Annotated in this window: 21 protein-coding genes; 13 read left to right on the forward strand and 8 right to left on the reverse strand. The window is 69.6% G+C overall.

What is annotated here, in order from left to right:
- The first annotated feature begins 48 nt into the window (after positions 1-48).
- The 3 genes from F4558_RS21380 to F4558_RS21390 are packed head-to-tail and all read left to right on the forward strand — an operon-like array spanning position 49 to position 2496.
- A complete protein-coding gene (locus tag F4558_RS21380) occupies positions 49-603 on the forward strand; it encodes an NADPH-dependent FMN reductase (RefSeq protein WP_167945736.1) in 555 nt (184 codons plus the stop codon).
- Between the two features lie 25 nt (positions 604-628).
- Positions 629-1642, forward strand: a complete 1014-nt coding sequence (locus tag F4558_RS21385; RefSeq protein WP_167945738.1) for an ATP-binding cassette domain-containing protein — start codon at positions 629-631, stop codon at positions 1640-1642.
- On the forward strand, positions 1639-2496 hold the full coding sequence (locus F4558_RS21390; RefSeq protein ID WP_053655159.1) for an ABC transporter permease: 858 nt from the start codon (positions 1639-1641) through the stop codon (positions 2494-2496). The genes F4558_RS21385 and F4558_RS21390 overlap by 4 nt, the downstream gene beginning before the upstream one ends.
- Before the next feature lie 50 nt (positions 2497-2546).
- On the opposite strand, the gene F4558_RS21395 is transcribed toward F4558_RS21390, so the two are convergent.
- Complete coding sequence (locus F4558_RS21395; RefSeq protein WP_053655162.1) at positions 2547-3452, reverse strand: AraC family transcriptional regulator; 906 nt, start codon at positions 3450-3452, stop codon at positions 2547-2549.
- A gap of 148 nt (positions 3453-3600) precedes the next feature.
- Between F4558_RS21395 and F4558_RS21400 the strand changes: the two genes are divergently transcribed.
- Both F4558_RS21400 and F4558_RS21405 read left to right on the forward strand, forming a co-directional pair.
- The gene (locus F4558_RS21400; RefSeq protein WP_053655164.1) at positions 3601-3906 is read left to right on the forward strand and encodes a putative quinol monooxygenase; all 306 of its coding nucleotides are present in this window, start codon (positions 3601-3603) and stop codon (positions 3904-3906) included.
- Between the two features lie 34 nt (positions 3907-3940).
- Positions 3941-4894: an alpha/beta hydrolase gene (locus F4558_RS21405; protein WP_053655165.1), complete on the forward strand. Its 954-nt coding sequence runs from the start codon at positions 3941-3943 to the stop codon at positions 4892-4894.
- A gap of 67 nt (positions 4895-4961) precedes the next feature.
- On the opposite strand, the gene F4558_RS21410 is transcribed toward F4558_RS21405, so the two are convergent.
- Positions 4962-8243 (reverse strand): ATP-binding protein, encoded by a 3282-nt coding sequence (locus F4558_RS21410; RefSeq protein ID WP_167945740.1) that lies wholly within the window; start codon positions 8241-8243, stop codon positions 4962-4964.
- A 127-nt stretch (positions 8244-8370) separates the two neighbouring features.
- Between F4558_RS21410 and F4558_RS21415 the strand changes: the two genes are divergently transcribed.
- Both F4558_RS21415 and F4558_RS21420 read left to right on the forward strand, forming a co-directional pair.
- On the forward strand, positions 8371-8820 hold the full coding sequence (locus F4558_RS21415) for a helix-turn-helix domain-containing protein (protein WP_197281513.1): 450 nt from the start codon (positions 8371-8373) through the stop codon (positions 8818-8820).
- The gene (locus F4558_RS21420; protein WP_053655169.1) at positions 8813-9181 is read left to right on the forward strand and encodes a DUF4180 domain-containing protein; all 369 of its coding nucleotides are present in this window, start codon (positions 8813-8815) and stop codon (positions 9179-9181) included. The genes F4558_RS21415 and F4558_RS21420 overlap by 8 nt, the downstream gene beginning before the upstream one ends.
- 5 nt (positions 9182-9186) lie before the next feature.
- On the opposite strand, the gene F4558_RS21425 is transcribed toward F4558_RS21420, so the two are convergent.
- Positions 9187-9822, reverse strand: a complete 636-nt coding sequence (locus F4558_RS21425) for an 8-oxoguanine DNA glycosylase OGG fold protein (protein WP_167945742.1) — start codon at positions 9820-9822, stop codon at positions 9187-9189.
- Between the two features lie 140 nt (positions 9823-9962).
- Between F4558_RS21425 and F4558_RS21430 the strand changes: the two genes are divergently transcribed.
- Together F4558_RS21430 and F4558_RS21435 are read left to right on the forward strand one after the other, a co-directional pair.
- Positions 9963-10796 (forward strand): YwqG family protein, encoded by an 834-nt coding sequence (locus tag F4558_RS21430; protein ID WP_167945744.1) that lies wholly within the window; start codon positions 9963-9965, stop codon positions 10794-10796.
- Between the two features lie 231 nt (positions 10797-11027).
- Positions 11028-11909, forward strand: coding sequence for a cellulose binding domain-containing protein (locus F4558_RS21435; protein ID WP_167945746.1), 882 nt, complete (start codon positions 11028-11030; stop codon positions 11907-11909).
- 63 nt (positions 11910-11972) lie between these two features.
- On the opposite strand, the gene F4558_RS21440 is transcribed toward F4558_RS21435, so the two are convergent.
- The 5 genes from F4558_RS21440 to F4558_RS21460 all read right to left on the reverse strand — a co-directional run bounded on the left by F4558_RS21440 (position 11973) and on the right by F4558_RS21460 (position 14285).
- Entirely contained in the window at positions 11973-12359 is a 387-nt protein-coding gene (locus F4558_RS21440; protein WP_167945748.1) for a GIY-YIG nuclease family protein, read from the reverse strand.
- Between the two features lie 78 nt (positions 12360-12437).
- Positions 12438-12707 (reverse strand): DivIVA domain-containing protein, encoded by a 270-nt coding sequence (locus tag F4558_RS21445; protein WP_167945750.1) that lies wholly within the window; start codon positions 12705-12707, stop codon positions 12438-12440.
- Entirely contained in the window at positions 12704-13768 is a 1065-nt protein-coding gene (locus F4558_RS32235; RefSeq protein ID WP_167945752.1) for an FAD-binding oxidoreductase, read from the reverse strand. Before F4558_RS32235 ends, F4558_RS21445 begins: the two co-directional genes overlap by 4 nt.
- A complete protein-coding gene (locus tag F4558_RS21455; protein ID WP_167945754.1) occupies positions 13765-14055 on the reverse strand; it encodes a globin family protein in 291 nt (96 codons plus the stop codon). Before F4558_RS21455 ends, F4558_RS32235 begins: the two co-directional genes overlap by 4 nt.
- On the reverse strand, positions 14052-14285 hold the full coding sequence (locus F4558_RS21460; protein WP_167945756.1) for a hypothetical protein: 234 nt from the start codon (positions 14283-14285) through the stop codon (positions 14052-14054). Before F4558_RS21460 ends, F4558_RS21455 begins: the two co-directional genes overlap by 4 nt.
- Before the next feature lie 219 nt (positions 14286-14504).
- Between F4558_RS21460 and F4558_RS21465 the strand changes: the two genes are divergently transcribed.
- From F4558_RS21465 to F4558_RS21480, 4 genes are all read left to right on the forward strand, one after another.
- Entirely contained in the window at positions 14505-15023 is a 519-nt protein-coding gene (locus F4558_RS21465) for a flavoprotein (RefSeq protein WP_167945758.1), read from the forward strand.
- A gap of 120 nt (positions 15024-15143) precedes the next feature.
- On the forward strand, positions 15144-16607 hold the full coding sequence (locus F4558_RS21470) for a helix-turn-helix domain-containing protein (RefSeq protein ID WP_167945760.1): 1464 nt from the start codon (positions 15144-15146) through the stop codon (positions 16605-16607).
- The gene (locus F4558_RS21475; protein WP_245241349.1) at positions 16604-17575 is read left to right on the forward strand and encodes an aminoglycoside phosphotransferase family protein; all 972 of its coding nucleotides are present in this window, start codon (positions 16604-16606) and stop codon (positions 17573-17575) included. Before F4558_RS21470 ends, F4558_RS21475 begins: the two co-directional genes overlap by 4 nt.
- A gap of 15 nt (positions 17576-17590) precedes the next feature.
- A complete protein-coding gene (locus tag F4558_RS21480; protein ID WP_167945762.1) occupies positions 17591-18127 on the forward strand; it encodes a GNAT family N-acetyltransferase in 537 nt (178 codons plus the stop codon).
- Positions 18128-18172 lie beyond the last annotated feature (45 nt).

Consider the following 18172-nt stretch of genomic DNA (forward strand, 5'->3'; position numbering starts at 1 on the left):
GGCGCGCGCCGTCGCCTCGCGCCTTGGGGTTGATGGGAGGAGGTGACGATGACACCGTTGAAGCTCGCCGTGGTCGTCGGCAGCACTCGGGAGGGGCGGGTGGGCGACCGGGTCGCGCGCTGGTTCATCGATGAGGCCGGGCGGCACGACGACCTCACCATTACTGTCGTTGACCTCAACGAGTACGACTTCCCGGCCAGCTATCCCGCTGAGCCGACAGCGTCCATCCGGGCGTTCGTCAGCGAGGTGGGTCGGGCGGAGGCGTTCGTCGTGGTCACCCCCGAGTACAACCACAGCTTTCCGGCACCTCTGAAACAAGCGATCGACTACGCGTACGACGAGTGGCAGGCCAAACCGGTCGGCTTCGTGTCGTACGGGTGCCGGTCCACCGGTCTGCACGCCGTCGACCAACTGCGCACCGTCTTCACCGCCCTGCACGCCATGACGGTGCGCGACGTCGTCGGGCTCGACCTGCTCGCCGGTGAGCCGACGCCACTCTGCACCGACGAGCTACGCCGTGACATCCGCGCCCTGCTCGACCAGCTCCGCTGGTGGGGCCTGGCGCTTCGGAACGGCCGGGCTGCACGGCCCTACGTCTCCTGAACACGTTCGACGAAAGGTTTCCATCATGAGTAGACGCACCACCGGCCTGGCCATCGAGGCCGAAGGGCTCACCCGCTCGTTCGGGGACACCAAGGCGCTTGCCGGCGTCGACCTTCAGGTGCCCGCCGGAACCGTCTACGGCCTGCTCGGGCCGAACGGGGCGGGCAAGACCACTGCGGTCCGGGTGCTCGCAACGCTGCTGCGGCCCGACGGCGGCTCGGCGCGGGTCTTCGGGCACGACGTGGTCACCGAGGCCGACGCGGTCCGCAGCCGGGTCAGCCTCACCGGCCAGTACGCCTCGGTCGACGAGGACCTGACCGGCACGGAGAACCTGGTGCTCCTGGCCCGGCTCCTCGGCCTGCGCAAACCGGCCGCCCGCGACCGTGCCGCAGCCCTGCTCGCCGCGTTCGGCCTCACCGAGGCCAGCGGCCGCCAGGTGAAGAAGTACTCCGGTGGGATGCGGCGGCGCCTCGACATCGCCGCAAGCATCCTCAACACGCCCGACCTGCTCTTCCTCGATGAGCCGACGACCGGTCTCGACCCGCGCAGCCGTAACCAGGTGTGGGAGATCGTCCGGGCCGTGGTGGCACACGGCACGACAGTGCTGCTGACCACGCAGTACCTCGACGAGGCGGACCAACTCGCCGGGCGGATCGCCGTCGTCGACCACGGCCGGGTGATCGCGGAGGGCACCCCGGGCGAGCTGAAGTCGTCGGTCGGCTCCGGCACGATCCACCTGCGGCTACGGGACCCCGGGCAGCGGCCCGAGGCGGAACGGGTGCTCCAGGCGGCGCTTGGCGTACCGGTGCAGCTCGAAGCCGACCCGGTGGCGCTGCTCGCCCGGGTCGGCGAGGCCGGCACCGACCTCGACGCCAGCGCCCAGGCCGCCCGCGCGCTCGGCGACCTGACCCGCGCCGGCATCGTCGTCGACAACTTCTCCCTCGGTCAGCCCAGCCTGGACGAGGTCTTCCTGGCCCTGACCGACCATCCCGCCGTGCCCGCCGACGAGCGGGACGACCAGCTGGAGGCAGCCCGATGAGCGACACCACAACGACCACTACCGAACGGGCCCCGTCGGTCTACGTACCGTCCGCCGAGGCGCTGGCAACGGTCCTCGCGCCCGGAGCGCGACCGCCCCGACCCAGCGCGCTGGGGGCATCGCTCACCTTCGGCTGGCGGGCCATGCTGAAGATCAAGCACGTGCCGGAGCAGCTCTTCGACGTGACCGCGTTCCCGATCATCATGGTGCTGATGTTCACGTACCTGTTCGGTGGCGCCCTCGCCGACAGCCCGCGCGACTACCTGCAGTTCTTCCTGCCCGGCATCATGGTGACGAGCGTCGTGATGATCACCATGTACACAGGCGTCGGCCTCAACACCGACATCGAGAAGGGGATCTTCGACCGCTTCCGGACCCTGCCCGTGTGGCGGCCGGCCGCCCTGGTCGGGATGATCTTCGGCGACGTGCTGCGCTACATCCTCGCCGCCCTGGTCATCCTCGGCGTCGGGTTGGCGCTCGGCTTCCGGCCCGACGGCGGGGTCGCCGGGGTGGCCCTCGGGATCGGGTTGCTTGTGGTCTTCTCGTTCACGTTCTCCTGGGTGTGGACGTTCTTCGGCCTGGTTCTGCGCAGCGAGAAGTCGGTGATGGGGGTCAGCATGATGGTGCTGTTCCCGCTGACGTTCCTCAGCAATGTCTTCGTCGAGCCGAGCACAATGCCCGGCTGGCTCCAGGCGTTCGTGAACGTCAACCCGGTCACGCAACTGGTGGCCGCCGTACGCGCCGCGATGGCCGGCTCGTCGGACCCGTCCAGCACGATGTGGTTGCTGGCGTGGAGCGCTGGCTTCCTGGTCGTCTTCGGCACGCTGACCATGTACCGCTACAACCGCCGCTGATCCTGCTCCGTCCAACGGGCGCCGCCACGACAGTGGCGGCGCCCGTTTGGTCAGACGACCGCTGGCACCTCGATTCGGGGTACGGCGCGCAGGCGGGTGGCGTCCTGGCTGGGCGGCGCGCCGAACTGGCGACGATATTCGCGGCTGAACTGCGACGGGCTCTCGTAGCCGACACGGATGCCCACCCCTGTGACGTCGTTGGGGTGCGTGGCGAGCAGCAGTCGTGCCTCCTGTAACCGGATCTGCTTCTGGAACTGGATCGGGCTCATCGCTGTCACGGCCTGGAAGTTGCGGTAGAACGCCGACACGCTCATCCCGGACAGCCGGGCCAGATCCTCCACCCGGAACGACTTGGCGTAGTGGTCACGGATCCACCGGACCGCCCGGGCGATGTGGCTGAGGCTGCTGTCGGCCAGACCGAGCTGCCGGACAGCGGCACCCTGCTCGCCGGTGAGAAGCAGCCACAGGATCTCCCGTTTGACCAGGGGCGCGAGCACAGTGACGTCCCGGGGTCGGTCCAGCAGCCGAAGCAGTCGGATCACCGCGTCCCCGAGGTCGTCGGGAGCGTCACTGACCACCATCCCCGATGGCGTCGGCCCGGCAAGGGGCGGCAGGTCGCCCGGCGCCGCCTGCAACAGCAACTCCGCGACCATTGCCGGCTGCAACACCAGCCCGAATCCCAGAGCGGGCGCGTCCGCGCTGGCCTCGGTGAAGCGGCCGGTGACCGGCAGATCGACCGACGCCACAAGGTACTGGCCCGCGCGGTACTCGTACACCCGGTCGCCGAGCGCCATCCGCTTCGCACCCTGCGCGATGAGGGCCAGCACGGTGCCCGACATCGACGTGGTGGGCGGGGCCTGCTGCTCCACCTTCGAGATCAGCACCCCGTCGATGTCGGTGCTCATGTCCGGCCGGGCGTGGCGGGCCAGCAACGCCCTCAGCTCGTCAAGGTTCACGGTCCGATTGAAGCACGATACCGATCCTCGCCAAAACGAGAGGATCAGGCAAGTGGCAGCGAGCATTCTTCTAACGTTTCCCCTGGTAGTGGTGCTTCCATTGGAGTGTCAGTTTTCCAGAACGGCTCGACGATGAGGAGCTTCACCCATGACCGTCCGCCACGGGTTCCAGGCCACGATGACCGCCCAGCCGGGAAAGGCCGACGAGCTGATCCAGCTGCTGCTCGACGCGCCGTCGCTGCCCAACGACGACTGCCTCGTCTTCCTGGTGTCCCGCTCGGCCTCCGACCCTGACGTCGTACACGTCGTCGAGGGCTGGACCAGCGCCGAGGCGCACAGCGCGTTCTTCGGCGGCGAGCAGGCGCAGGCCCTTGTCGCGAAGCTCCAGCCGCTGCTGGCCGGCGAGTCCACGTACACCGACGCGGTGCCGGTCGGCGGCAAGGCGACCTTCTGAAACCGGCGACCAGACACCAACGGAAGGACCCTCGATGAACACCCCTCGCCCGACCATCGACCCCGAACTGCTCGTCCCCCTGGCCGACCTGCCGTCCATGCCACCCCTCGGCCCCGAGGTGATCGAGCTGCTGCGCCAGTTCCCCCAACCGCCGATCGAAACCCACCTGGCCGGCCGCTCGGTGCAGCGGCGGGAGGTCACCGTTGCCGCCTCTGACGGCACTCCGATCCCGCTGTCAATCCTCAGCCCCACCGACCGTGCCGCCGGAGCGCCCTGCGTCTACTGGATCCACGGCGGCGGCATGATGTGGGGCGACCGGTTCTCCAACATCGACGTCCCACTGGAATGGCTCGACCAGTTCGGCGCCGTCGTGATCACCGTGGACTACCGGCTGGCCCCGGAGGCAACGGGCGAAACCCTCGTCGACGACTGCTACCAGGGCCTGCTCTGGGTGGCCGAGAACGCCGCCGACCTGGGCATCGACCCGGCCCGTATCGTCGTGGCCGGTGCCAGTGCCGGAGGCGGCCTGGCCGCCGGTGTGACGCTCATGGCACGTGACCGAGGCACCCCCCTCATCGCCGCCCAGTTGCTGTCGTGCCCCATGCTCGACCATCGCAACGAGACGACGTCCAGCCGTCAGTACAGCGGCCCGGACGGAGTGTGGACCCGGGAGATGAACGAGTTCGGCTGGCGCAGCGTCCTCGGCGGGCACACCGCCTCCGCGTACGTCTCCCCCGCGCTGGCCGACGACCTGTCCGGCCTGCCGACCACCTACATCGACGCCGGGACCGCCGAGGTCTTCCGCGACGAGGACGTCACCTACGCGACAGGGATCTGGGCCGCCGGTGGTCAGGCCGAGTTGCACGTGTGGGCCGGCGGCTTCCACGGGTTCTCGGCGCTGTTCCCGCAGGTGCGCGTCTCGGCCGCGGCCCGTCGCGCCCAGGCCGATTGGCTCGCCCGAGTCCTGAACCCCCAACCCAAGGACTGAGCCGAACCGGCGGCCTGCGCAACGCGCCCATCTCTTCGAAAGACCATCGGGGTACGCCTCGAGGTGTTCAGAGCCGCCAGGGCACCGTCTCGGACGGCAGGTAGCGGCAGGTGCTGCCGGTCGAGACGGCTTCGCGCAGGTGACCGGCCAGCGCTGGGTGCCGCTCGTCGAGTTTGCGCATCGTGTCCCTGATCCGGGCGGTCACCGTCTTGCGGGCCCGTTCCGCCTCGTCACCCAGCCGGCGACTCCGGCCGGCCAGCCCCGCCGCGGCGCGCAGCTCGTCGAGCAGCGCGCCGCGCTCGGCGTCCAACGCGGCCACCTTCCGGTCGTCTCCGCGCGCGGCGGCCCGGTCGATCTCCTCGTCGAGGCGCTCCAGGTGCCGCCGGTAGCGGGCCTTCGCCTCGTCGTCCAGGACCGGGTCACCGCCCATCCGCCGGGCCGCGACCAGCTCCGGCCCGGCGGCCGGGTCGAGCAGCTCCACGGCCGGCACGTCACCGCCCGGCCGGCTCAACAGCAGGTGCAGGTCGTGCAGGCCCTTGGCGTCGGGCAACTGGGCGACGACGCCCGCGTAGGCGAGCTGCCAGACGAGACCGTCGCGCCGAAACTCGTAGGTATGGCCGGGCGCGGCGGCTTGGCTCAGCAAGGTGGTCTGGGCGGGCGTGGCGATTTGGTTGGGCGTGGCGGCCTGGTTGGGGCTGGCGAAGTGGGCGGCGGCGGTGGCTGGCGCTGGGGTGCCGGGTCGGTGCAGGACCTGCGGCATGCCGAGGGCTGTGGCGTCGCGGGCGATGGCGGCGCGCAGCTCGGCCAGGGTCGCGGCGTCGCCCGCGTGGCCGCGGGCGGCAAGACTGTCTGCCAGCCCGGCGCGGGCGATGAGCGACCAGGGGCGGGAGCCCAGCCGGTCGGCGGAGTCGCGGGCCGCAGTGAACCCGGCGATAGCGTCGTCCCAGCGTTCCTGCGCGGCGTCGACAACGGCGAGCCAGTGGGCGACGGGACCGCTGATGTCGCAGCCGAACAGCCCCACCATCCACTCTCCACTGTGGGGGGTCAGCACGGCCCGCGCGTCGTCACAGCGCTGCGGATCACGGGAGGCAGCGGCGGCCTGCGCTCGCAGTCGTAGCCCCAGCTGTGACACCGGTCGGGGGTACCGGATGCCGGCAGTTTCGATATCGCCGGTCAGCCGCACGGCCGCCTCGTCGTCGCCGCGTTCCGCCGCGGTGATCGCCAACAGCAACTCCCGGTACGGGTAGTCGGTCGGCCCCAGGCCGTTCAGCAGCGTGTCGATCTCGTCGAACCGGCCCTGGAGCAGCAGCCGGGACCAGAGCACGTGGTGGCCCATGAACGCGAACTCGGCGTGACCGGGGTCGGAGAGTTCCACAAGGGCGCCGAACCGTTTGTCGGCCTCGCCGAAGTCACCTCGGAACGCCGCGATGATCCCGCCGTCGACGGCCGCCGCCATCCGGTGACGGGCCAGTTCGCCCTGCTCACCCGCGGCGACGAAGGTGGTGAACTCCTCCATGAAGCGGGGATCGCCGAGCTCCAGCAGCGCCACCCAGCGCAGCGAAGTGGCCCACAGCTCGGTCTCGCGGTCTCCCGAGCGGCGGGCGACCTCCCGGATCTCGGCGGTGAGCGCGGCACGGGCCGCGGCGGTGCCCAGACCCCAGGTGGTGTCGTGGCGGGCCCACAGGCTGAAGGTGAGCGCCTCGTCGTCGCGGCCCCGACGGGCGATCGTCTCCGTCGCGGTGATCAGATCGGTGACCAGCGTGCTGACCGGGGCCTTGTCGTCCGGCTCGCCGATCAGCCGACGGTACGCCTCCCGCACCAGCTCGGACGTCTCGATCGAGCGGCCGGTATCCACTTGGCGGGAGCGGTGCACGGTGAGTGCGACGCGGGCCAGCAACACCCGGTCGTCGAGCGTACGGGCCAGCGTCGCGGCCTCGGTGAGAAGCCGCACGGCCTCCTCGCGGCCAGCGTGGTGGTAGCGCATCCCACCGAACTCGACGAGGAGCCGCACCCGCTGCGCGGGGTCTTCGACGACCTCCAGCGCACGGCCGAAGTGCGCCTCCGCTTCGTCGATGGCCAGCCGGGAGAACGCGTGCCGCGCGGCGGCGATCAGCAACTCGGTGACCCGGCCCCGATCGAGCGCAGGACCGGCCAGGTAGGCGTGGCGGGCCACGTCGGCCGGGATGAGCCGGTCGGTCACCTCGGTCGGCAGGTCGATCGCCCGGACCACCGCGAAGTGCCGGGCCTGCCGATCCTCTTCGGTGAGCCCGTCGTAGAGCGTCTCCCGGACCAGGTCGTGAGCGAAGGCGAACCGGCCGCCGCCCCGGGCCACCACCAGCCGGGCGGTCACCGCCCGGTCGAGCAGCCTGTCGACCTGCGCCGCCGGGGTCGCCGAGCTGGCTGCCAGCACCTGCCTGTGGAACTCGCGGCCCAGCACGGCGGCGACGGTGAGCGCCTCGACCACCGCCGCCGGCAACTGGGCCAGCCGACGCCGCACCGTCTCCCGTACGCCAGGTGGGATCATCCCCGCCCCGCCGTCCGCGCGCCACAGCCGGGCGGTCTCCTCGACGAAGAACGGATTTCCGCCGGTACGGCCGTGCACCCGGTCGACCAGGTCGGCGTCGGGCTCCCGCCCGGCGGTACGCGTGATCAGCGCGGCCACCTCGTCGCGCGTCAGGCCGCTGAGGGTGATCGTGGTGGCCTTGGCGACCAAAGGCATCAGGAGTGGACGCAACGGATGGTCGCCCGACTCGACCTCGGCGTCGCGGTAGGTGCCGATCAGCAGCAGCCGTTCGAACCAGGTGTGCTGGGCGGCGAAAGCCAGCAGCCGCAGCGATGCCGGGTCGGCCCAGTGCAGATCGTCGAGGACGACCACGACCGGCCGGTGCTGGGAGACGGCGACCAGCGCGGCGGTCACCGCGTCGTACAGGGCGAACGCCTCACGGTCCGCGATGTCCCCGCCTGTGTCGATACCGGCCCAGTTGGCGGTGCGGCCGGCCTGGTCGGTTTCGGCGCCGGTCTCGCCGAGCAGAGCCGCGAGGGCCGGCTCGGCGGACTGCCGCGCCACCGCCCAATCCTCGGCGGAGCGCCGCAGGCCGCGCAGCACCTGCACCCACGGCCAGTAACCGGGAGCGCTGTCGGAATCCCAGCAGGCGGCGCCGAGCACCAGCGCGCCGCGCTGCCGAGCCTCCCGCGCCGCCGCTGTGACAAGGGTGGTCTTGCCGATGCCCGGCTCGCCGGTGATCAGGGCGAGACCGCCATGGCTGGTGGCCGCCCGGTCCAGTTCGGCGCGCAGCAGGGCCGCGGGATGATCCCGCCCGATGATGGCGTCGCCGAGCCGCGCGTCCATGGTTTCCAGACCGTACTGGAACGGTCCGACATCGGTCGCTCGCTTAATCCATTCCGCTGGGACAGTGCGGACAGCACCACTCCCTATTACTCCCGATCACCTGAAGTTTAGGGTAGGTTAGCGAACAATGAAGGACGACATGTACTCCGTGGAGCAGGTTGCCGACCGGCTCGGGCTGCACGTGCGGACGGTGCGCGCCTACATCCGGGCCGGCCGGTTGCGAGCGGTGCGGATCGGCAAGCAGTACCGGATCGCCGCAAGCGACCTCGATGCGCTCACCGGGCAGACGCCGCCCGCCGTGGCCCCCGGGCCGGCCGAGGTGTCGAGCATCGTGCAGATCGACGGCGTCGACCGGGCAGCCGCCGACCGACTCGGGACGCTCGTGCTGGCCAGCGCCAACACCGGCCACAACCAGACCAGCCCGCTACGGGTGCAGACAGTGCACGACGAGGATCGACACCGCTTGAAGATCATCATCTTGGGCGACCCCGCCGCCACCGCCGAGCTGCTGCACCTGCTCGACGCCGTCCTCAACGCCGACAACGGCCTATTCGACCGGGAGGTCCACGATGCCTGACGAGATGCAGGAACGCGCCGGGGTGCAGGTGCTGGTCTGCGACCCGGCCGGCCCATTGGTCGCCACCGAACAGGACGCACTGGACCTGATCGGCGCGGCCTTCCTCGGCGCTCAGGTGGTCGCCGTGCCAGCAAACCGGCTCGACGCGCGCTTCTTCTCGCTGGGCACCCGCTTCGCCGGCGACGTCATGCAGAAGTTCGTCAACTACCGGCTGCGACTGGCCGTCGTCGGCGACATCTCCGCGCACGTCGCGGAGAGTTCGGCGCTGCGCGCCCTCGTGCATGAGTCGAACCAGGGCGGGCACGTCTGGTTCGTTCCCGACCTCGACGCGCTCGACGACCGCCTCCGGGCTGCGGCGTAGCCGCCTCACCCGTCGTGGACCACCGCCATCTCCACCGCGTCCGGCTCAACTCCTCTTGCCTGGGCCTGCCCACTTGCCCACCGCAGATAGACGAGCCACTCCTCGGTTGACCACCCGTTGTCACGGCTGACACCGGCCTCGGCTGGGAGGCGGCTGGCCACGACACGGTCCAGGATCAGGGGCTGCACACCACCCACGCCGCGCTGATAGCCGACGAAGTAGAGGACCTTCGTGAACAGGCCCGGCCCCAGCCACGGCAGGCGTGCGTGGTCAGGGTCGGACAATCGTCGGTACGCCGTGCACAGCGCAGCCTCGTCCGGCGCCGACCCGGAAACCTCCTCAAGCGCGTACGCCAGGCGCTTGCCGTCCAGATCGGCAGCGAGCGACTTGGCGGTGCGCCACGGGCCGTACCCGATCGGCCCGTAACCCCAGACCAGCACGGCGGTCAGCAGCTGGCAGGCGCTCGCGGAGCCGGCCCGGTACGCGCCGGCCACCGCGAAGACGTCGCGCCGCCATATCTCGCCGTTCGCCGGAAAGGTGGCGGGCCAGGCGTCCGGTGGCAGCCCGGCCCGCCACCGGTCGACGTTCACGATGACCGGGGCCCGCTCCCCCGGCAATGCAGCATTCTCGATCGCCTGCATGGTCGCCTCCTCAGATCGCGCGCTCGCGGAAATCCGTGGTTCGGACGCTATGGTCGGTCGCTTCCGCATGCCGTCCGCCGACGGCAAATCGCGGTGTCGTCGCACGGTTGATCTACGGTGCTCCCGTGCTTCCCCGAAACGTGAAGATCCTCGATCAAGTCCGCGCCGAGGCGCTGCGCCGCGGCATTCCCGCTGCCGATGTGGAACGCTGGCTGGAACTCGCCCGCCCGTCTGCCCTTCTGACACAGGGAGGTGACGGCCCGGTCGTGGGCGCCATCCGTGGGCCCGTGATGCTTCCGGCCGACGCCGAGGACCCCGAGTTCCCCTTGATCGCCACCATCGACTGCGCTGCCCTTCCGGCAGACGTGACGGACCTTCCACTACCGTCCGACGGCCAACTGCTGCTGTTCGGCTGGCCCGAAGAAAACGGCTGGGGCGAGGTCAGGTACGTGCCTGCAGGCGTGGCCGTCGAGGAGCGAGAGCAATATCCACCCGACTTCCCGCCCGACGAAGAAGAGTTCGCCGAGGTCTACACGGAGATCCCGCCTGGCGAACTGCACCTCACGGTCGACATATCTCTGCCCTACGTCAAGACGATCCCGGGCCCTCCGTGGTCTCCGCCGCTACCGGGAGATCCCCCGTTCGAAGAGATGACCGACGTATGGAAGGACGTCCTGCGTGACGTGCCGGATGGCGCGTTCTCCTTTGGAGGCTGGACGACGCCGCTGCTGTTGGGCGGCTACGGCACTGACTGCAACGGTTTCAACCCCGCATGGTTGGGCGCCAACCCCTCCGGCCGGTCCGGCGGGTCGATGCTCGGTGGCGGGCCCCCCGACCATGGCGACTGGGTTCTGCTTGCCGAGTTCCACGGCGGCAGGCAAGGCGGCGCGAGCATCCACTGGGTGATCCAGCGTGCCGACCTGAAGGACCGACGCTTCGACCAGGCCAGCGTCCTCGTCTACTGGAATCCGTGAGGCCGGACCAGCACGGATGGAACGGTCTGGGGCGTTGCCGGGCGGCTTTGTCCTGACGAGCGTGATACCTGTGAGTCATCAAGATGACTCACAGGTATCACGGGTTTCGAGGCGGCTGTCCGTCCCGACGGGTGGCCACCGTGGGCAGTCGCCTGACCGAGGCGCGAGCCCCAGGCCCACATATTGACACTCACCTATTATTTGCGGGGAATCCGCCCTAGCGTTCGCACCATGTCCGCTCGCCGCGTCACCGCCGCCGTCACCGTCGCCGCGCTGGCGAGCCTGCTCGCCGTCAACGCCGCCCGTGCCGACGGCCCGGCCATCAGCACCCCCGGCGCCCCGACGGTGGTGGCCAACGGACCACACCAGCTCACCCTCAGTTGGACACCCTCCAAGTGGATCGGGGATCCGGCCGCCGAGCAGCCGATCAACTACGAGGTGCAGGCGCCCCTGGGCCCCAACACGTACCGCTGGCTCGGCACCACGCTCGACACCACGATCACGCTGACCGACCTCGCACCCGGTACGACGTACCGGATCGCGGTTGCCGCCCGCGCGCTCGGCGGCTACTCCGACAGCTCGCCCGCCATCACCGTGCGCACGGCCAGCGGCCGCGCGACGGTCAGCTACCTCAACCTCGACTGGTCGCCGAAGAACAACCAGATCCAGTACAGCCTTCAGGTCACCAACACCGGCACCGGGTCGCTCGATCTGTCCACGGTGCGGGTGCGCTACCACCTGCGCTTCGAGGGCGGAAACACCTCGCTGGTGACAAACTGCGATTGGGCTGCGTTGGGCTGCGACCGGGTCCGGCAGACGGTGCAGTTCTTCATCCCACCAGGGCCGCCGCCAAGCGGCACGCCGACGCCGCCCGGCTACCCGATCCCGGGAACGCCGGTCCCCGGCTGGGTCGAGCTCACCTTCACCGGCGGGGCACTCGCTCCTGGCGAATCGACCGGGCCGATCCAGCTACGTCATCACCGGCACAGTTGGAGTGACATCGACGAGCGCGACGACCCGAGTTGGCTCGCCGCCACCAGCCAGTGGACCGAGAACGGACGGATCACGCTGGACGTCGACGGCGTACGCGAATTCGGCGACACGAACACCTGAGGCACCCGTCGTCGCTCCGGCACGACTGGAGGATTCGACCGACTCAGTCCCAGCGAATTGGTGTCAGGGGCGGCCCTTCGGCACGCTTCGGTTGAAGCGTGGGCGCAACGCCAGGACCAATGCCTCCTTCACGCCCTCAGGGTTGTCGGTCTCCTGCCAGCGAACGTCGCAGCGCCCGAGCCAGCTGGCGATGTCGGCCGCTGAGGCGCCACTGTCGGGACGGTCGAGGAGCTGACCCACCTGCTCGTGCAGAACGGATGAAGCCCGGTTGCCGCTGAGGTGCTGCCGGAGGCGCTGACGCAGGTTGCTGGTGTGGCCGACATAGATGACAACGCCGCCCTCCAGAACAACGTGCGCACCGGGGGCGCGGGGAGCGTCAGCAACACTCTCCGACGTGTACGGCCGGGCAGGTGTGAAGTCAGCGAGTGGGTCGAAGATCGTGTCGGGCATGCCCGCACGCTACCGGCAGGCGCTCCCCGATACATCGTCCCTCCGTCCGCAAGGCGGCTCGCGCACCGATTCCGAGGATCAGTCCACCTCGCATCTATCTACCCGGGGTGCGGCGCTGGTGGTCTGCCAGGCGCGTAGGGCGTTCTTGATCCGCTCGTTCTCGGCGTGCACCTGGTGCAGTTGACGCGACAGCTCTCCCAGCTCATAGGCGAGCCGGTCCAGGAGCGCGTGCACGTCGTCGGGCCGGTAGCCCCGCCGCCCGTACCGGGTAAGGGGAAGCGTCACGTCACGGACGCAGCTCGGGGTGAGCGGCCCGGTCAGCGGCCTCCGACTGCGGTAGACCGTCATAGCGTCACGGGGAGGCGGATGCGGGCGGCCGGCACTCCGGCGGCGAGTAGTCGTAGCCGCGCACCGGCGAGCATCAGCGGCGGACCGCAGGCGTACACCGTCTGCGAGGCAGCGTGGTGCTGGAGGGCGACGGTGAGGGCGTCACCCTGCTCAGCCGGCTCCGCGCAGGGGTCGTGCGAGAACGCCGGTACGACGGTCAGCCAGCCGTGGGCGCGTTGCAGCTTGTCGAGGGTGATGGCGTCGTACAGGTCGGTGAAGGTGCGGGCGCCGACGACGAGCGTCACCTGCCGGCCGTCGGGGGCGGCGGCGATGTGTTCGACCAGGGCGCGCAGCGGCGCCAGGCCGGTGCCACCGGCGATGAGCAACAGATCCCGGGTACGCGCCGAATCCAGGCACAGGCCGGTGTTGGCGGGTGGGCCGAGCCAGAGCAACTCGCCGGGGCGTACCTCATGAACGAGGTGGTGGGAGACGGTGCCGGCGGGTACGGCGCGGACGTGCATTTCGACGGTGCCGTCGGCGCGTGGGGCGTTGGCCGGGGAGAGCCAGCGCCAACGTCCGGGCATGCGTGGTGTGCAGACCGGGACGGCCTGGCCGGGCTGGTGGGGCAGGCGCCGCCAGGGACGTACCGTCAGAATGGCGACGCCGGGCGATGGCCGTTCGTGGCCGATCACCTGGGCTGGCCACCAGGCCGGGCCGACTCCGACGCGGGCGGCGGCGCGACGCACGGCGTGCGTGGCGCGGTCCACCGCGCGCTCCCCGGCGAAGGCGAGTGGCGGTGTCCATAGTGGGTGGCCATGCCGGGCCACCGTCGCGAGCAGCGCGTCACCGATGGTGAGGGCGTGTGGGAGCAGGTCATAGCACCGGTACGCGCGGCCGAGCACCACCAGCAGCGCCGCCCGGCCCGCCCGGTCGTCGCTACCGAGCATGAGCTGACCCAGCGCGTGGAAGAGAAGCGGTGCCACCCGTTCGGGAACCAGCCCGGGACTCCGATCCTCCATGGTGCGCCAGAAGTCACCGGCGGCCCGGTCGTCGACCGACGCCCACGCGTCAGCGAGGTTCACGCGGGCACCTCGAACGCCCGCCGCACCCGGGCGACCTGGTCGTCCGGCAACTCGGCCGCCCACAGCACCCCCATCAGGTAGTCGACGACCCTCCGATGCTGCGCCTCCGACAACCCCAGGCCCTGCCAGCCGTCCACCGCCGCCGGCCTGCCATCGAGCGCGTTCGCCAGGCCCGCAGTGAGGTGCGCGCCGAGCCGGCCCAGGTCAACCCCGATGAGGTACGGCGACAGCTCCGCGTCCGCCACGACGAGCCGCAGCCACCGGCCGACCGCCTCTCCTGGTGTCATGCGGTCGGCTCCTGGCCGAGCTGACGCTGCGCCTCGCTGAAGCCGGCGGCTTCCAGGGTCGCCCACCCCCAGCGGGCGAGCCGGCAGGGGAACGGGACGCGTTCGCTGCGGCACAACTCGCCGTGCGGCCAGCTCTCGGGAACGTGGACGGTGACCGCCCGCAGGGCGATGCACAGGTCCTCGTCGGTGACGGGCGTGAGGACCGGGAAGTCGTCGATCACTGTGGGCATGCCGGCTCCGAGACGTTGACGGATGAAGCGGCACCGGGGCGGGCGGGAGCGGAGCTGCGCCGTTCGGGTCGGCGCAGCTTCGGAGCCAGCACCCGCCCCGGGCCATGCGTCGACTTTCGTGGTTGACCAGGTACGCCGGTATGACCCCGTGATCGTCGAGAGCATGCGCGCTCGGTATGCGCTCGACTACGCGCCATCTCGGTTGGGCAGACTGCAGGCATGACGGAACGCCCGGTGCTGTATCTGGTCGTCTGCGCCGCGGGTCCGGCGGAACACATCCACGAGCTGGTCGATCTGCTGATCGCCGACGGATGGCGGGTGTGCCTGATCGTCAGCCCCACCGCCGCGCCGTGGCTCGACCGAGAGGCCTTGAAAGACAAGACCGGCTATCTCGTACGCGTGGAGTGGCGGATGCCCGGCGACCCCGAGCCACACCCGCCGGCCGACGCGGTGCTGGCCGCACCGGTCACGTTCAACACGATCGCGAAGTGGGCGCTGGGCATCAACGACACGTTGGCGCTCGGCATCCTCAACGAATCGCTGGGGGCGGGTCTACCGATCCTCGCCGTCCCGCACGTCAAGGCGGAGTTGGCCGCGCACCCGGCGTACGCCGGCCATCTGGCAGTGCTGCGCGGCGCTGGCGTGCACGTCGCTGACGGGAAGGTGCTGGACCTGGCACACGGGCCGGCTCGGTGGACCGTGGTCATCGAGGCGCTGCGCTCAATACGTCAGCCCTGAGCAGACGACCATCTGCCGGCGCGATCCGGCGAGCCTCGGATATGCGTCGCGCGTATACCGAACCTCTACACACCGTGTTCAATGGACAGGCTTGATGAGGCGAGACGGATGGAGCCGCCGGTGACACCTGCGGACTGCCCCCGGTGCGGCGGACGGCTGGCCCGGGACAACGACAGCGGACGGTGCACGCCGTGCCAGGCCGCCGAACGCGACCGGCTGAGCGCACCGCCGGTGGTGCCGGCGAGCTTCTGGGACCATGAGCCGGTCCGGCGGGCGCTGGCAGAACGGCATCTCGGGCGGATGGTCAGGGCTTACCGCTGCCATCCGTACCACGGGCGGGTCGCCTTGCCGCAGACCGTGGTGGCGGGCTGGCTGGGGATCACGCAGGCGCAGTTGAGTCGAGTGGAGAACGGGCCGCCGCTGGTGCACCTGGACCGACTGGCGCACTGGGCTCAGGTGCTCCACATCCCCGAGGCGCACCTTTGGTTCGCGCTCCCTGGTCGAACTCACCGAGCGAATGAGCACGGTCAAGCCGCCAGTAGCACCTCAGTCGCGCCTCGAAGTGGCGGACCCGATGAAGGTAGGCGGACGCTGCTGGCCGGCATCGCCGCTGTGGCCGCAGGCGCTGGGCTGCTGGGAAGCACCGAGATCGTTCAACCCCGACGCGTCGGCGCTGCCGATGTCGCTCGACTGAACGCGGTCCTGGAGCTTTACCGTTCCGTCGATTACGAATGCGGCGGCGGCCTGTTGTACCGGGAGGTGGCCCGGTTCGCCGAGTCGGTATACCGGATGCTCGACTGGTCGCACCCAGCCGGGCTTACCCCGCGCCTCGTCGCGGCGGTGGCGGCAGCTCGGCATCTGGCGGGGTGGACCGCTCTCGACGCAGGCCGGCATGCTGACGCGCAGCGGCACTTCGTGGCCGGCGAGCGGGCCGCGCTGACGGCCGGGGACGTGCCGCTGGCCGCGATGATTCGGTACTCACAGGCCAAACAGCTTCAACACCTACGGCACAACCGGGACGCACTCGTAACGCTGCAACTCGCTCATGCGCAGCTCGGGCCGCACGCAACCCCGGCAGTCGAGGCCCTGCTCTTTGGCGCGGAAGCCGCCTCGATTGCCGCGCTCGGGGATCACCAGCGCGCAGTAACCACCCTCGGCAAGGCAAGCGACGCGTTCGAGCGCATCCAGAACGAGCGTGAGCCGAATTGGATGAGCTTCTACGACCAGGGCGAGCTGTTCGCTCAGTACGGCCGTGTCTACCGAGACAGGGCGCGGCGAGATAGCGGACAGGCATCCGAAGCGGTGCGGTGGGTTGAGGATGCCATCGCCGCATTCGGTCCGGCGAACGTGCGAAGCACAGTGCTGAACGAGGTTGGCCTGTGCAGCGCGTTGTTCCTCGCCGACGAGCCCGAGCAGGCGCTCGCGGTCGGTGCCAGGGTGGTGAAGAAGTCGCAGGCGATGAGCTCCAAACGGGTGGTCGATCGAGTCGTCAATCTGCGTCGCGATCTCGCTCGGCATCGGGCGCTGCCCGAGGTGGCCGAGTTCGATCGCGTGTTAACGGCTCGGGCTGCGGCAGCAGTATGAGCGGGCGGTTCTCTGAGGGGAAGATGACGGCTGCCATGCGCGAGATGGCCTCCGTCTTAAACGTCTCCCCTGATGGTGCCCGGTTGCTTCAGTTGACCAACAACGCCGTCTTCGCCCTACCTCGCCATGGAATCGTCATCCGGATCGCGCGCACTCATCAGCTCCTTGACCGGGTGGCGAAGGTCGTTCAGCTTGGGCGTTGGTTCGCCGAGATCGACGCTCCGACGATCCGCCTGGTGCGAGAGGTCGAGCAGCCAATCCACTTCGAAGGCCTGCACGCTTCGGTGTGGAGGTACGTCCCGTCGCATCCACCTGCTCCGACGGTCGATGATCTCGGCACGGTGCTCCGCGAATTTCATGCCCTCGGCGTGCCCCCTTTTCCTCTGCCCGCTTGGGATCCGATTGGCGACGCGCGGCGACGGCTGGCCGACGCCGATGGTCTCAGCACTCCCGACCGGGACTTCCTCGTTGACTGGTGTGACCGCTTGGAGCCGGAAGTCGCAGTTTTGAACGAGCACGGAACGCGGACGCTCGTCCACGGCGACGCCCACGTCGGCAACCTGCTCCGAGAGTCGTCGGACCGGATGCTCATGTGCGACTTTGACGCCACGTGCGTGGGTCCCTGGCAGGTCGACCTAGCAGCGGTTGCGGTGGGCGACGCGAGATTCGGAGAGGCTGGAAGGCATCGGGCGTTGACGGCAGCCTACGGCTCTGACGTCACTTCCGACCCGTCATGGGCAGTCCTACGGGATGCTCGCGAGCTAAAGATGATCGCAGCCGCCATACCGCTTCTCGCTACGTCGCCGAGCGTTGCCGCCGAGTTCTCAAACCGCCTCCATTCCGTACAACGAGATGATCCGACTGCCCGCTGGAGGCCGTTTGCCGATCTTGCCGTCCCTACCTCGCCATCGGCGGAACGAGGGCACGGTGCGTCTCTCGGAGGCGGTGTACCGGCAGAGCGACGTTAACGAGGCGGTGAGTATGTGATCGAAGGCTTGCACCTTCGCCATCACAGCGCTGACGAGGCCAAGATGATTCTCGATCAGCTTGTGAACCTCTACCTGGAGGTCTACCGGGACGATGGCGAGTTCTACAGCGAAGACCGCTACCGGCGTCACCTAGACCTACACATGCAGCGAGTTGAGTGGGAGCTAGTCACCGCAATGGCCGACGGGTCCTTGGTCGGCTACATCTATGGCTTTCCGCTATCTCCGCAGACCCGCTGGTGGGATGGGATCCACGAGCCTGCGCCGCACGGGTTCACCGATGAGGATGGGAAGCGCACATTCGCGCTCAGCGAGCTGTTGGTGCACCCGGATTGGCGACGTCAGGGCATCGCGGCAGCGCTTCACAATGACCTCTTGGCGAGTCGGTCTGAAGCGCGAGCCACACTTCTGGTTCGCCCCGACAACGTCGATGCCCAAACCGCCTACCGCTCCTGGGGCTGGAGTAAGGTCACCGAGCTGCGGCCGGGCTGGGAGGATGCACTGACATTTGACGTCTTGGTTCGCATCCCGTAAGGCTGCGCTCGCGCTCGCGTGCGAATCGTTGGACTGGAAGATTTC

This window comes from Micromonospora profundi (genome assembly GCF_011927785.1).
GTDB classification, from domain to species: domain Bacteria; phylum Actinomycetota; class Actinomycetes; order Mycobacteriales; family Micromonosporaceae; genus Micromonospora; species Micromonospora profundi.